Genomic DNA, 15,813 nt, shown 5'->3' with positions numbered 1-15,813 from the left:
ATGCACTTTTCGAAATATATAATCTTTTCTAAAATTAGGAAGATAACATTTCTATTTTTTGGAATGTTCGTTTTTTCACAAGCTATAGCGCAACAGCCTAATGATTCGGTAACGGTAAAAACCGCTATAAAGCAAATCGGGCTGAAAACTCCTGAAAGCATTGCTAAAAAATATACGTATGACCCGTTGCTACATCGGTACGTTTACACGGAAAAAATTGGGAAAAATGACCTGAAAACGCCTATGGTTCTGACTGTAAAAGAGTACGAAGCATTGGTAATGAAAGAGCAAATGGCTTATTATTTCAGAGAAAAATCTGAAGCGCTTTCTGGCAGTAAGGGCGAAGAGGAAAGGAAAAAAGTACAACGCGATTTGTTACCCGATTTTTATGTGAATTCCGATTTCTTTGAAAGCATCTTTGGAGGAAAAAATATTGATTTGATACCGCAAGGAAGTGTTGGGGTAGATTTGGGAGTGCGATACACCAAAAATGATAATCCGGCGATGACCCCTCGAAATAGGGTAAATTGGGGGCTTGATTTTGACCAAGTCATCCGATTGGGGCTTACGGGAAACATCGGTACCAAACTATCGCTTAACGCTCAATATGATACTCAAGCTACTTTTGATTTTCAAAACGTGTTTAAATTAGAATATGAGCCTAATGAAGATGATATTCTACAAAAAGTAGAATTAGGAAACATCAGTATGCCGATGAGCAATTCACTCATTACGGGCTCACAAAGTTTGTTTGGGGTTAAAACCGAGTTAAAATTTGGGCGTACCACCATCACCGGAGTTTTTTCAGAACAAAAATCAGAACGCCGAACCGTTACCGCTCAGGGTGGAGGAACGCTTACCGAATTCGAAATCACCGCTTTGGATTATGACGAAAACCGAAACTTCTTTTTGGCACAATTCTTCCGTGACCAATACGATAAGGCACTCGAGAATTATCCTTTCATAAATAGTAAAGTACAAATAACGCGACTTGAGGTTTGGGTAACCAATCGTAATAATCGCTCAGGGAATATTCGTAATGTGTTAGCATTGCAGGATTTAGGTGAATCCAAACCTGAAAATACGCGTCTGAATTTGAATGCTCCTGCCGGATTTTTTCGCCCTACAACAAATGCAATGCCTACCAATGCAGCGAATAATTACGACCCTACTAAAATTAAAAACGGAACATCGGTCTTGACTTCCGCTATTCGTGATGTAGCTACTGTATCTCAAGGTTTTGGAACGATTTCTGGAGTGGTAAATCAGGGGCACGATTATGCTATTATTGAAAATGCACGTAAATTAGAGGAGGGTACGGACTATCGTGTTGATACCAAGCTGGGTTATATTTCACTCAGTACCACCTTAAGTAGTGATGAGGTACTTGCAGTGGCTTATCAATACACTTACGGAGGTGAAGTTTTTCAAGTAGGTGAATTTGCTAACGATGGTATTTCTGCCACGACGGTAAATAATTTTTCAACCGATAACGCTATTACCAATAACTTATTGGTTTTAAAGATGCTCAAAAGCAATCGCCTCAATACCAAAGACCCAATATGGCACTTGATGATGAAGAACGTTTATTCGTTAGGGGTGTTACAACTTGATCCACAAGACTTTCGAATGAATGTATATTATGCTGATCCTTCACCTATTAACTATATTTCTGCGGTTGATCCTGCCACTTGGCCTACTGGATTAGACCAAAAAATATTGCTCCATTTGTTTAATTTTGATCGTCTTAACAAATATAATGACCCTCAGCCTGGTGGAGATGGTTTCTTCGATTTTATTCCCGGAATTACCATTGATGAACAATACGGTAGAATCATTTTTACCAAGGTGGAGCCCTTTGGTGAATTCTTACATAAGACTTTAGGAGGAGGAAACTATAAAGACCCATCAGGCTACAATGCCAATCAGAAAAAATACGTGTACCCAAGTTTGTATGCCAATACTAAGGTACAGGCGCAAATGGATAGCGATAAAAATAAGTTTCAACTCAAAGGACGCTTTAAATCATCGGGCAGGAAAGGGATTTCATTGGGTGCTTTCAATGTGCCTCAAGGTTCAGTTCGGGTAACTGCTGGAGGGCGTATATTGGTGGAAGGTATTGATTATGTGGTGAATTATCAATCGGGAACGGTTGAAATTATCAATGCTGGATTAGAAGCCTCTAACATTCCTATTCAGGTTTCTGTAGAAAATAATTTGATTTTTGGTGGTCAAACCACTCGCTTTATGGCAGTGAACGTCGAGCACAAGTTTAATGATAAATTTGTAATGGGGGCATCGGTGGTGAACCTTAGGGAACGTCCTTATACTCAAAAATCAAGCTATGGGCAGGAGTCCGTAAACAATACCATTTTTGGTTTCGGAGGGAACTACGCTACTGAACTTCCTTTTCTTACGCGTTGGGTAAACCGAATTCCGACTATAAAAACTGATGTTGCCTCGAACCTTGCGGTACGCGGTGAATTTGCTTATTTGATACCAGGTACGCCCAAAGGCGATAACTTTGAAGGAGAGACCACTGTATATTTGGACGATTTTGAAACCTCACAATACACCATTGATGTACGTTCGCCTCTGGCTTGGAAATTAGCAAGTACGCCTTTGGAATTTGGCGAAATTAAAGACCAAAAACTTTACGGAAATTCGCCCGATGACCCCCAAAATTTACGAAATGGTTACGGACGAGCTAAATTAGCTTGGTACACCATCGACCCCATTTTTTATACTACTCAAAAGCCTTCCGATATTTCTTCCGATGAAATATCCAAAAATAGTACAAGACGTATTTACATTGAGGAGTTATTCCCTGAACAACAAGTAGCACAAGGGCAATCGTTAGTGCAAACTACGCTTGATTTGGCTTACTATCCAAACCGAAAAGGACCATATAACGACAACCCGTTGTACGCTGCCTCAACAGCAAACGATAAATGGGGAGGAATTATGCGTGGTATGACGTATTCCGATTTTCAGGAAACTAATGTGGAATATATTCAATTTTGGATGATGGACCCATATGCTTCAGGAGAATATGCTGGAAACGGAGAGCTGGTTTTCAACTTAGGAAATATTTCCGAAGACGTGCTTAAAGACGGACGTAAACAATATGAAAACGGATTGCCTGGTCCGTCCTCTACCACAAGCATCAATACTTCCTCGTGGGGGAAGGTACCTGCCGCACAATCCTTATTATACGCTTTTGATGCTAATAATGAAACAAGACGTTTGCAAGACGTAGGTCTTGATGGAGTTGCCGATACGGAAGAATCCGTATTCTATAAAAATAATGCTTTAGAGTTTCCCAACGATCCTGCTTTGGACAATTACGAATTCTATCTTGCTAAAAATGGCAAAATATTAGACAGATATCTTAATTATAACGGGTTGGAGCGTAATTCCCCTATCGCAGTTAGCGACAACGATAGAGGAGCAACCACTTTGCCCGACTATGAAGATGTTGATGGTAACTACACGATGAATACCGAAAACAGCTATTATGAATATCGTTTGCCTATAAAACCTAACATACAATCTACCGATCCTTACGTCAATGATATTCGTAACGTATCGGTGGAAGCCCCTAATGGGCAGTTAGTTAATACCCGTTGGATTCAATTTAAAATTCCTATTCGGGACGGAAAATCTATAGGCGGTATTGCCGATTTTAATTCTATTACTCATATGCGTATGTATATGACCGGTTTTGAGCAAGAAATGCTTTTGCGTTTCGGTACCCTTGATTTGGTTCGAGGTGATTGGAGAAATTTCAATTATTCGCTAAGTACCGATATGGACGACCCAGCAGATGATAACACCTATACCGAAATCAACTCGGTAAACATCATTGAAAACGAAAAACGAGTACCTATTCCGTACCGAATGCCTCCTGGTGTATATCGTGAGCGCATCAATACCAACAACACTTTGGTAGATCAAAATGAGCAATCACTTTCACTAATTGTTTGTGATTTAGAGCCTTACGATAGTCGTGCTGTTTACAAGAATATGAATGTAGATTTGAGGCAGTATAAATACATCAAAATGTTTGTACACGCCGAGCAATATAAACTCAATCCGTTGGCAAATGGACAGGTGTCAGCTTTTATACGTATCGGAACGGATTTTCGAGACAATTACTATCAGGTAGAAATTCCACTGACGGTAACCCCAGCAGGAGCTTCTTCCGAGCAAGCCATTTGGCCCAATGAAAACCAGATACAGGTACCTATGGAGGTGCTTACTAAATTAAAATCGGTTGGGATACGAAACCAGACCTTGTCGGAAGTTACTTTCTACGATGCTGATTTGAATGTAGTTACTGAAAATACTCCTTTGGAATTGGGTAAGAATCGTTATTCAGTAAAAGGAAATCCGTCACTGGGTAGTGTACGTGCAGTAATGATTGGGATTAAAAACCATAGTGCAGGTAAAACTTGCGGTGAATTTTGGTTTAATGAACTACGATTGAGTGAATTGGTAAACAATGGTGGTTGGGCAGCCGTTGCCGCACTTGATGCTAATGCAGCCGATTTGATGAATATTTCGGCTACAGGTAAAATGAGTACCGTAGGCTTCGGGGCTGTTGATCAAACTCCAAACCAACGTGCCATTGAGGCTGTTCAAGAATATGATGTAATGGTTAATGTAAATGCAGGAAAACTATTGCCTGAAAAATGGAAAATAGAAGTTCCTGTAAATTTGAATCATTCTCAGAAACTTACCACACCTGAGTTTGACCCTGTTTATCAAGACTTAAAGCTTAAAGACCGACTTGATGCAGCACAAAGTCAGCAAGAGCGGAATGCTATTAAAGACCAAGCCGAAAGTTTTACCCTTCGGCGCGGTATTAACCTTATTGGAGTGAAAAAAGGTTGGGGCGAAGAGCAGAAAAAACGTTTCTATAACGTTGAAAACTTTACCTTTAATTATGCGTATAATGAGGTAAATCACCGTGATTATGAGCTTGAGTATGAAGACGAACGCAATGTAAAAACGGGTGTATTGTACAATCACGCTTTTCAAGCCAAAAGTATAGAACCTTTTAAAAATTCAAAACGCCTATCGGGTAAAAAATATTGGCAATGGCTCACCGATGTCAATCTGAACTTACTACCTGCCAGTGTAATGTTTTCATCGAACATCACTCGTTCGTTTACCAAACAGCTTTTCAGAGATGTATATCTGGAAGGTGTAAATTCAGGGTTACAACGTCGCATTCCTGAATTACAACAGCGTAACTATATGACCGATTATCAGTATGCTATAAATTATAATTTGACCCGTTCGCTACGCTTGAATTTCAATGCCGCCAACAGCAGTATTGTTCGTAATTATTATGATTATGATGCTACAGGTGAGCTTTTTATCCGTAAAGATGTAGGGCTTTGGGATAACTTCTGGGATATGGGTGACCCCAATCACTTCTATTCTAATTTCCAACTGAATTACGAATTGCCTTTAAATAAAATTCCGTTTTTGTCTTTCGTTCGAGGAAGCTATACCTATAATGGCGATTTTGATTGGCAACGAGGTTCAGAAGTGCTTATCAATTTGGCAGGACACGAAATCAATACTTTGCAAAATGCCAATACACATAACTTTACGGCTAATTTGGCAATGGATCAATTCTATGCCTACTTAGGAATTAAAAATGGGGGACAGAAGAAAAATCTACTTACCTTATTAGCTACAATGGTCAAACGCATTGATGTAAACTACTCGGAAACCAACGGGCAGATGCTTCCCGGATACATTCCTCGAGTGGGCTTTTTCGGTACGGCTAAACCTTCTTTGGGCTTTATGTTTGGTGACCAAACCGATATCAGAAACAGAGTTGCTGAAAGAGGCTATTTAACTACTTTTGCTGATTTTAACGAACAATATACGCAATCTGCCGAAAGACAACTCAATATCGTGGCGAATTTGCAACCCTTACCCGATTTGCAAATCGACCTTAAAGGCGAACGTCAATATACGGATAATTACACAGAAACCTTTGAAATAGAGCAACTTGCAAACACTGATTACAGATACAAAAAACTCATTGGCAATCAGGTAGGTAACTTTAAAATATCTACCAATATTTTGGCAACTTCCTTTAGCGGAATTGACGAATACTATTCGGATGCTTTTGAAACTTTTAAGGAAAATCGTAAAACCGTAGCAAGAAGACTTGCCGCAACACGTGGTATTGATTTAAATAATCCTGCCAATTTTGATGCTGATGGCTTCCCGATAGGTTATGGCAAAAATAGCCAAGCGGTAATGATGCCTGCCTTTGTGGCGGCTTACAGCGGAACCGATGCTGCGAACGTATCGCTTAATGCCTTCCGAAAAATTCCCATACCAGGGTGGAACATTCGCTATACGGGGCTGATGCGCTTAGAGGCTTTCAAAAACATTTTCCGACGTTTTTCACTTTCGCACGGATATACAGCAAGTTACTCGCTTAATGAGTTCAGAACTAATTTGGAGTATGATGCTAAAAACATCAGTAAAACAGATGCTTCTGGCAATTTCTTGAATGAAAATTTATTTTCTACGGTAAATCTTATAGAGCAGTTCACCCCTTTGATTCGGGTGGATATGGAAATGAAAAACTCGGTAAATGCGATGCTCGAATTAAGGCGCGACAGAACCATTTCTATCAGCTTAGATAATGATTATCTGACAGAAATTTTCCGTAAAGAATACAAGGTAGGATTGGGGTATCGGTTTAAAAATGTGGGCTTTGCAACGCGTATCAATGGCGTACCTACTACCATTAAGAGCGATTTGATACTTAAAGCCGATGTATCTTACCTAAAGGAATTTACGGTAATACGCAATATGGAAATTTATAATCATCAGGTTACGGCAGGGCAAAACTCTTGGGTGGCACGTATGTCGGCTGAATATGCGTTGAGTAGAAATCTGTTGGCATCGTATTATTTTAATTATAATTTTTCCAAATCAGCCATTTCTACGGCATTCCCGATGACCACTATTCGTACGGGAATTTCCGTTAAATATACATTCAATTAAAAACATAGTTGCAATACAAATTGGAATTTTAAAAATATTATACAGATTTTTACCACATAGAAAGATAGCTAAACTCGAATCTATGTATTTAAAACTCTAAAATTCAAAATAAAAGCGTAGATAGATAAAAATTATGACAGAAAAACAAATCCTAAAAAAAATTGATGCTTGGGATGAAAATGATAACATCCAAGCTATTATCGACTTTATAGAAAATCTGCCTGTGGAAGAGCGTTCTACTGCCGTTCTGAGCGAACTCGGAAGGGCTTATAACAACTTTTACTGGCTCGACCAATCTGCTGAAAATGAAAAATATTTGCAAAAAGCTATCGATGTTTTCAAATATCTGGAAGAAGAACTTGGCGAAACAGCTTCATGGAATTATCGCATCGGGTATTCCTACTTCTACCTCAATAACAGTGAATTAGCAAAAAAACACTTCCTCAGAGAACAAGAATTACAAGGTTCTGGTAATGATGTAGATACGTACTTGGCTTGTATTGAATATGCTCAAGAAAAAGGAGTTTCGCCTGTAGAGGTTTACAATGGCGGAAGAGAAGGAGTGCAATATCCGTTAGAACGATTTTTACACTTTTTAGAGAAAAAAGCTCCCAATTTGCGTACACTCATCGCCTCAGGAGCTTCCGATGCTGAGTTGGAAAGTTTTGAAAACCAAATTGGTGCAAAACTTCCTGAAGCTTACAAAGAGCTTTATCGCACTTTCAATGGTCAAAAACAAATTGTTCCGTTTTTCGCAACAGGCAATCAGCATTTTGTTTCATTAAGTGAAGTAACTGAAATTCAAGAAAGATGGCTGAGCTTTGTAAAGCAACATTATGGTGAGAATTGGAAAAATGTCCGACTTTCCGAAGAAATTTTCTTTGATGAAGAAGATGTCCAAAACACACTTTTCAACGAAAAATGGATTCCGATTTTGGCTGGAGAGCAATTCTTCATTTGTATGGATTTAGACCCCAAACAGGAAGAATTTTATGGGCAAATTATCTGCGTGATGCTCAACGAGGACATCAATAATTTTGAAGTAGGTTATCTCTACAACGACATCAAAGATTGGTTGGGTTACATCATTCGCAATTTGCAATCAGAACAATTGGTGTACAATGCCGAAAATAATTGTCTTGAGTTTGCTGAAGACGGAAATTACCAAGAAGCAGCGTATTACACTGAAGAAGAACGCACGGCTTTGGAAAGTTATATCGAAATAACTTTCGGGAAGTTTGATGAGGTTCTGCACGAACTCGTATCTCCTGATATTCATTGCGATATTTATCTTATAAAACCCACACCAGAACGCAATTATTACACACTAGTAACGGGCGGTATGGGAGCTTTTCAGATGTACACCCCGGAGGATTATCACGCCTCGCCATTTGCCGAACTGGTTATCAACCTACCTCCTACTTGGAATATCCAAAGTGAAGAAGAGAAAGACTATTGGCCTATCCGTTGGCTGAAAAACTTAGCTCGTTTGCCTATCCAGCATCAAACTTATTTAGGATACGGGCATACCATACCTACCAATGATGCTTTGGAAGGTACTAATTTCGATTGCCTGATGCTCATCGGGGCAGTTACACAAAGTGAAGACGGCGAACAAAGCCAATGGGCTGTGGCAGAATTACCTTCGGGAAAAGAAGTTGGATTCTTCTATGTAGTGCCACTTTATCCAGAAGAAACGCAATTCAAACTCGACCAATCGGCAGACGATTTGCTAGACAAGTTCGAAGAGGCTGACATTCCGTATCCTCCAGTAGTTGACATCAATCGTGTGAATGTTTGTGAAGATTACGAGGCTATGGAAACTCCTAATTTATTAGATAATATTGCGTGGGCGTTTAACGATCGTTTTTACGGTTCACTGATGCATTTCTGGGACGGCATACGAGATTACAATGCTGATATTGAAAACGATTTGGAAGATTTCACACCTTTTGCAACCATTTTTAGCAGTTCCAAAGTGATGATGATGTATGAGGCTTACATCAAAAGTGAGAAAGATATTTTAGAAAATGAGCGTTTGCTTAATCCTGAAACTTTTGACGACCCAGATGAAGACGGAATGTACTACGCTCGTATATTAGCAGAACTTGAAAGTGAAGACCGCAACTATTACGGAGCTTTAAACTTACTTCGTCATATTCACAATACATTATCTAACAAAGATTTAGGCGACCATATTTTCTTTGAAGGTTTCGATTTGGAATCCTACCAAGAAGATGGAACACCTGTAATTTACTTGAATTTAGGAAGTTAATTTTAAAAAAAATAGTCTTTTGGATTTCAAATTTGCTCCTTTTCAATTGCAATTGTTACATCCTTTTACGGTAGCCTCTTGTAGTCGTACCACCACCCCGTGTATGCTTGTTACCCTTGAATACAATGGGGTTGTGGGCTATGGAGAAGCCTCTTTGCCTCCTTATTTGAAAGAAAACTTACATACGGTTGCTCAATTTTATGAACGGATTGATTTAAGACGATTTAACGATCCTTTTCAAATGGAAGACATTCTGCATTATATTGATGAGATTTCTCCTAAAAATACAGCTGCAAAGGCGGCTATTGATATAGCTTTACACGATTTGGTAGGCAAATTACTTGGACAACCTTGGCATAAAATATGGGGATATAGTTCACAAAAAATACCACCTACTTCCTTTACTATAGGTATTGATAACGAAGAGGTTGTTCGTCAAAAAACGCTCGAAGCTCAACATTTTGAAAGGCTTAAAGTTAAGCTTGGAGCTGACAATGACCAACAAATGATACAAACCATTCGCTCACTGACTCAAGTTCCACTTTGTGTAGATGCTAATCAAGGGTGGACGGATAAATATCAAGCTTTGGATAATATCCATTGGTTAGCTACCCAAAACGTACTTTTTGTAGAACAACCAATGCCTAAAAATCAACTTAAAGAATTATCGTGGCTCACCGAGCATAGCCCTTTACCTATTATTGCCGATGAAAGTGTGCAACGGCTGGAAGATATCCCTCGTTTACGGGAGATTTTCTCTGGAATTAATATCAAACTGATGAAAGCCTCTGGAATGCGTGAAGCTCATAAAATGTTTCATTTGGCAAAGGCTTTAGGAATGAAAACGATGTTAGGTTGTATGACTGAAACTTCGTGTGCTATTTCGGCAGCTGCACAACTTGCCCCCCTTGCCGACTGGGTAGATCTTGATGGAAATTTGCTTATCAGTAATGATATTTTTGAGGGGGTTAAAGCAGTTCGTGGAAAGATAGTTCTCAATAGTCTGCCTGGTATAGGAGTGATTAAGAAAGGATTAGAATAAAGGTGATGATGTATCATAAAAAATCGGGCTTAAAGCCCGATTTTTTATGATTAGTTATATCCTGAGTTTTGTTCTATTTCTCCTGTGGTGTTATCAATTTCGGTTTGTGGAACAGGCCAATATTTTTTGGCTTCACTCCAGCCAGGGAGTATCGTAGCGTTTGCTCTTCCTGTTCTGATAAGGTCGTGATAACGTTCACTTTCGCCAGCTAGTTCCAATCGACGTTCGTTAAAAATAGCATCTTTTAAGGCGTCTCCAGTACTGATAACTTCCGACAATCCCGCTCTTAAACGCACCTGATTTAAAGCCATTTTAGCTGCTACTTCATCAGCGGTTTCGGCAGCGGCTTCAGCGTAGATGAGCAAAATTTCGGCATAACGCATCATACGGATATTGTTAGCATTGTTACGTATTTGTTTTGAGCGTTTGTTCGGAGCAACGTACATTTTCTTTTGGAAAAGACCAGTTCTGTTAAACTCAAGTTTCGCTTTCTCTTTTTCAATTTTTTCAGGGTCGCTTGAGTTTAGAATTTCAGGGGAAATTTCTAATTGATATACCTCTTCGGTAGTTAATAAGGTGGCCTTTTTACGAATAACATCTCCAGCAGCATCAAAGGCATTAGCTAATTCCTGAGTAGGCAAATTTATGCCATATCCGTAGGTGATATTTCGGGGAAGCATAAATAAGGTTTGAAAGTTTCCGTTGTTTTTGGTAGCTGCCGATTCGGTTTGAGAGTCAAAAAAGCTTACCTCAAAGATGGATTCGGCTCCGTGTTCGCCTTCAAAAGTGAAAATATCAGCAAAATTGGCTACCAATTGATATTCGTTGGAGTCCATTACTGCTTTTGCCCATTTTTTGGCTTCAGGATAATTTTTGTTATAAAGATTTACCTTAGCTAATAGTCCTTGGGCAAATCCTTGAGTGATTCTGCCTCGATTTTTAACATCGTATTGGCTTTTCTTAGGAAGATGGGCTTGTGCTGCTTCCAAATCGGCAACGATGAATTTGTAAACGGTTTCAATGTCGGATTGTGCGATTTTATCTGAATTAGAAGTAATCAGTCGATCTAAAATGGGTACACGCCCATAGCAACGTACCAATTCAAAGTGATAGAAAGCTCGTAACACTTTTGCCTCGGCAACGATTCGGTTTTTTAGAGCTTCCGATTCAAATAACGAACTATTCATCTTCTGTACCCCTTCAATGGTTTGATTAGCTTTGTTGATGCCTCGATAGCAAAGCCGCCATTTGTTAGTAACTAATGGGTGCGATGTATTGGCATTAAAGTCTTTTAGTGTTGAAAAGCTAGAGTTGTCACCATCACTTCCTCCGTAAATAGCATTGTCGCTAAGGGTTTCGCCAAAAGCCCAATGAGTCCAGCCAAATCGATAATCTTTAATATCGGAATAAGCAGCAGTTAGTGAATTTAATGCCTTTTGTTGGCTATTGAAAAACACATTAGAGGTCTCTTCTCCTAATTTTTCTTGATCAAGAAAATCGGGGTTACAACCTGCCAGTAATATGCCCAGTAGTGTTGTTTTTATTATGTTAATGATATTCTTTTTCATTGTGTTTTGTTTTTAGGTTAAAATTGCATTTTCAATCCCATTACAAAGGTTCTTGCTTGTGGGTATATTCCTAAATCAACGCCTCTGCTCAAATAATTACTTGAAGAAACTTGACCAATTTCAGGGTCAGCACCTGAATACTTAGTAAAGGTCAGTAGGTTTTGAGCTGATACGTACAATTTCATTTGACTCATTTTTACCTTTTCCATCCAATGTGAAGGCAGATTATAAGCTAAGGTTACGTTTTTCAAACGAACGTATGAGCCATCTTCAACAAATCTATCAGAAGCTCTGTTGGTATTATTTTTGTCTTTTGCTGTTAAGCGAGGCATTTGAGTATCGGTGTTGGTGGGCGTCCAAGAATGCACCATATCTTTGTGTTTGTTGGTTTCGTCAAACTGATACAAGTGGGTTTTCATAGCATTGAAAATTTCATTGCCTTGCGAACCTTGTACGAAAGCATTCAGTTCCCAACCTTTGTAGTTGATACCCAAATTAATTCCGTAAATAAAATCGGGGTCGGGGCTCCCTATTTTGGTACGATCTTTATCGTCAACTGTTCCGTCACCGGTAACATCTACAAACTTTAAGTCGCCAGGTTGTAATGCTGAATTATCTTTACCTTGTTGTATTGCCCAATTGTCGATTTCGGCTTGTGATTGGAAAAGCCCTGCAGTTTTATACCCGTAAAAGAAACCTATGGATTCGCCTTCTTCGGTACGAGTAGCCGAACCATTTTTGTAAACTCCTCCTGTTATAGGGTTTCCGTTTCCTATACTGGTCATTTTATTTTGGTAGGTAGAGATATTAAACCCTATATTGTAATCAAAATCGTTTGAAACCTTGTTTTTCCAGTTTAGGCTGAGTTCTATACCTTTGTTGTTAGCTTTCCCTACGTTAACCACAGGTCCGTTTTCATAACCATAATACAGAGGGATAGGCACTGAAAGTAGCATATCTTTGGTGTCTTTGTTGAACCAATCAAAGGTCAAATCTAGTTTTCCGTTAAAGAATGAGGCATCAAATCCTACGTTTACCGATTCTACCGTTTCCCATTTGATGTTTTTGTCACGCATTGCTGTAACTACGTATCCTTGCCAAATATCTTCTTGTACCCCAAACAGATATCGATATTGTGCATCACCGTTTATTGTGGTTTGATACGGATAAGTACCTATGTTTTGATTTCCAATTTGCCCCCAACCTGCTCTTAATTTTAATGAAGAAAGCCATTCTGTATTTTTAAGGAAGTTTTCTTCGCTGATACGCCAACCCAAAGCTACGGAAGGGAAGTATCCCCAGCGATTTCCTTTTGAAAAGCGTGACGAACCGTCAGCCCGATATGAGGCTGTTATTAGGTATTTATTATCAAATGAGTAATTGATTCTTCCTAAATAAGACATCAAAGTAAACTCCGAAGCCGAACCCTTTGCGGCATCGCCACTGGTTGCCGCATCTAAAAACCACAAGGCCTTATCTTCATTAGGGATGTTATTTTTGCTTCCAGATACCCATTCGTAACGGCTTTTTTCTTTGGTAAATCCATAAAGCGCACTAATATTGTGTTTCCCGATTTCTTTGGTGTAGTTGAAAGTATTTTCCCAAGTTTGGTAAACATTCCTTCCGTTGTAGCGATAAATGCTATTTTCTAGATTTCGTTGATTGACATTTACCTCGTAAACTGGTGTAAATGAATAGTTATCGGTACTGGTTCTGTTCCATCCGTAGCTACTTTTAAACTTGAGGTCTTTTAGCAGTTCAAATTCGGCATAAACATTGGCAAGCATTCGCAGTTTTTCCGAGCGGTCATTATTGTAAGCAATTTGAGCTACCGGATTGGGAAAATCAGTGAATTTGGAATAGTCATATTTGCCTTTACTTTGGTCTATCCAAACGGGAAAATTGGGTTCTAGTTTAATAGCTGTATTGATGGTTCCTACGGTAGGATTTCCTTCGAGTATTGAATTGTGTGTATCGCTACTTTGAATATTTATGTTTACGCCTACTTTCAGATAGTCTTTTACTTTATAATCTGATTTTAATCGGGCAGTAATTCTCTGATAATCTGTTCCTATTATGGTTCCTTCTTCCTTATAAAAACCACCAGCTACCATATACACCAATTTGTCAGTTCCCCCTGAAAAACTCACATTCCTATCGCTAACGAAAGCGGTTCTTGAAATTTCTTTGAGCCAGTCGGTAGAAACATCTCGGCTTACTAACGACAGATTTATGGGTTTGGTGCGGGTTTCGTTAAGTGCTTTTTGAATATCGTACCATTCTGCACCATTGGTCAGTTGCCAATTATTGATAAGGTTTTTCACTCCGGCATAGGTGTCAATATTTATTTTGGAAGGCATATTAAACTTACCTCCTTTGGTAGTTACTAAAACGACTCCGTTAGCACCTCTTGATCCGTAAATAGCGGAAGATGAAGCATCTTTGAGTACTTCAATAGAAGCAATATCATTAGGATTGAGGAAGTTAATATCCGAAGTGGGCACTCCGTCAACCACATATAGTGGGTCAGCGTTGTTTACAGTACCCACACCACGCACACGAACTGAAATGGAGCCTCCTGGCGCACCACTATTTGAAAAAACGTGTACTCCAGCAATTCGTCCCTTTAGGGCATCGTTAACTGTGTTTATGGGTTGAGTAGCTAATTGTTTGTAATCGACTGATGCCACAGCTCCAGTTACATCGGTTTTCTTTTGCGTTCCGTACCCTACTACCACCACGTCTTCAAGCTCTTGAGTGTCTTCAATTAACACTACATTTAGGGTGATTTTTTGCCGATTATCAGAAATTTTTCGGGTTTGGGTAACAAAGCCAATGTAGCTATATTCAATAATATCGCCCAAATTAACGTTATTGAGCGTGTACAGACCTTCAAAATCTGTAGCCGTTCCGTGAGCAGTACCCTTTACCAGAATATTTACATTGGGTAATGGGTTACCACTTTGGTCGGTAACCTTTCCGGAAACCGTCCTTTGCTGTGCTAAGGCTAATGAACCCCACAGCAACATCAATAGTGTCAACAATTGTTTGCCCATAATTGAGAATGATTAAGAAAAAACATACCCAAATATAGTTACAAAAAATTGTTAAAGCAATAATTTTGATTAAAATTTAACAAAAACAAATAAAATCGTTTTTTATCACGTTTTGTTTGTGTATTTTGAATTTGGTTCGTATGACAATTTTCTATTACAGAGAGTGTTCTAATCAAAATATATTTCCTGATGATGATTTTCCACAAATACATCAATTTGTTGCTGCGATGAAGCCTTTGGGTAGGTCATTACAAATAAAGGGAGAGGCTCTTGCTCTTTCTGATAAGGAGGTTGCAAGTAATCTACAATATTAAGGTGAAATCCTAACCGTTTATAAAATTCGATTCTTCTGACCGATATTTCGTCTTCTGGTTTTTCAACTTCCAGAAGAATGGGTTTGTTATTTTGCTCAATAAATTCATTCAAAAATTGGCTACCTAAACCACCACCTCTGAATTTTTCATCAATGGCGATGTGTTCAATGAATCGAAGACTTGGAAAATCCCACCATCCGATAAGCCCAGCAATAGTTCCACTTGAAAAAATGGCAGATAAATTATAGTTTTGATTTTTAAGGATTCGTTTTTGTTGTTGTAAGTTTCTTTTTTCCGTTATGGGAAAGGCTTCTTGATAAATTTGCCAAATTTGCGAAAAGTATAAATCCTCTGTATCGGAAATGTTTTGCCATTGTAAAGTCATTTCTGTTGTTTTTGAAAGTGTTATCGGGGCAAAGGTAAGGATAAAGTGCAAAGTATCAAGAGCCAAGTAAAAAGGATAAAGTAGAAAATGTAGAAGACAAATAACCAAGTATTAGGTATTTTTATTATT

Annotated in this window: 6 protein-coding genes; 3 read left to right on the top strand and 3 right to left on the bottom strand. The window is 38.8% G+C overall.

What is annotated here, in order from left to right; all coding sequences use genetic code 11:
• From sov to CGC47_RS06810, 3 genes are all read left to right on the top strand, one after another.
• Positions 1 to 7,044: a T9SS outer membrane translocon Sov/SprA gene (gene sov / locus CGC47_RS06820; protein ID WP_042001231.1), complete on the top strand. Its 7,044-nt coding sequence runs from the start codon at positions 1 to 3 to the stop codon at positions 7,042 to 7,044.
• 133 nt (positions 7,045 to 7,177) lie between these two features.
• Entirely contained in the window at positions 7,178 to 9,319 is a 2,142-nt protein-coding gene (locus CGC47_RS06815; protein ID WP_095900155.1) for a suppressor of fused domain protein, read from the top strand.
• Between the two features lie 19 nt (positions 9,320 to 9,338).
• Positions 9,339 to 10,361: a dipeptide epimerase gene (locus CGC47_RS06810; RefSeq protein ID WP_013998281.1), complete on the top strand. Its 1,023-nt coding sequence runs from the start codon at positions 9,339 to 9,341 to the stop codon at positions 10,359 to 10,361.
• Between the two features lie 50 nt (positions 10,362 to 10,411).
• Here the strand turns inward: CGC47_RS06810 and CGC47_RS06805 are convergent, their stop codons facing one another.
• The 3 genes from CGC47_RS06805 to CGC47_RS06795 all read right to left on the bottom strand — a co-directional run bounded on the left by CGC47_RS06805 (position 10,412) and on the right by CGC47_RS06795 (position 15,684).
• Positions 10,412 to 11,929: a RagB/SusD family nutrient uptake outer membrane protein gene (locus CGC47_RS06805; RefSeq protein WP_042001237.1), complete on the bottom strand. Its 1,518-nt coding sequence runs from the start codon at positions 11,927 to 11,929 to the stop codon at positions 10,412 to 10,414.
• A gap of 17 nt (positions 11,930 to 11,946) precedes the next feature.
• Positions 11,947 to 14,985, bottom strand: coding sequence for a SusC/RagA family TonB-linked outer membrane protein (locus CGC47_RS06800; RefSeq protein WP_095900154.1), 3,039 nt, complete (start codon positions 14,983 to 14,985; stop codon positions 11,947 to 11,949).
• A 168-nt stretch (positions 14,986 to 15,153) separates the two neighbouring features.
• Positions 15,154 to 15,684, bottom strand: coding sequence for a GNAT family N-acetyltransferase (locus CGC47_RS06795; protein WP_042001380.1), 531 nt, complete (start codon positions 15,682 to 15,684; stop codon positions 15,154 to 15,156).
• Positions 15,685 to 15,813: the final 129 nt, after the last annotated feature.

This window comes from Capnocytophaga canimorsus, from assembly GCF_002302565.1.
Lineage (GTDB): Bacteria > Bacteroidota > Bacteroidia > Flavobacteriales > Flavobacteriaceae > Capnocytophaga > Capnocytophaga canimorsus.
The sequence above is the reverse complement of the archived record's forward strand: the minus strand, read 5'-3'. Positions and strand labels throughout refer to the sequence as shown.

What these genes read in the sequence shown, in the direction of transcription:
- sov (WP_042001231.1), top strand. Translation starts at nt 1, where the DNA reads ATGCACTTTTCGAAATATATAATCTTTTCTAAAATTAGGAAGATAACA.
- CGC47_RS06815 (WP_095900155.1), top strand. Translation starts at nt 7,178, where the DNA reads ATGACAGAAAAACAAATCCTAAAAAAAATTGATGCTTGGGATGAAAAT.
- CGC47_RS06805 (WP_042001237.1), bottom strand. Translation starts at nt 11,929, where the DNA reads ATGAAAAAGAATATCATTAACATAATAAAAACAACACTACTGGGCATA.
- CGC47_RS06800 (WP_095900154.1), bottom strand. Translation starts at nt 14,985, where the DNA reads ATGGGCAAACAATTGTTGACACTATTGATGTTGCTGTGGGGTTCATTA.
- CGC47_RS06795 (WP_042001380.1), bottom strand. Translation starts at nt 15,684, where the DNA reads ATGACTTTACAATGGCAAAACATTTCCGATACAGAGGATTTATACTTT.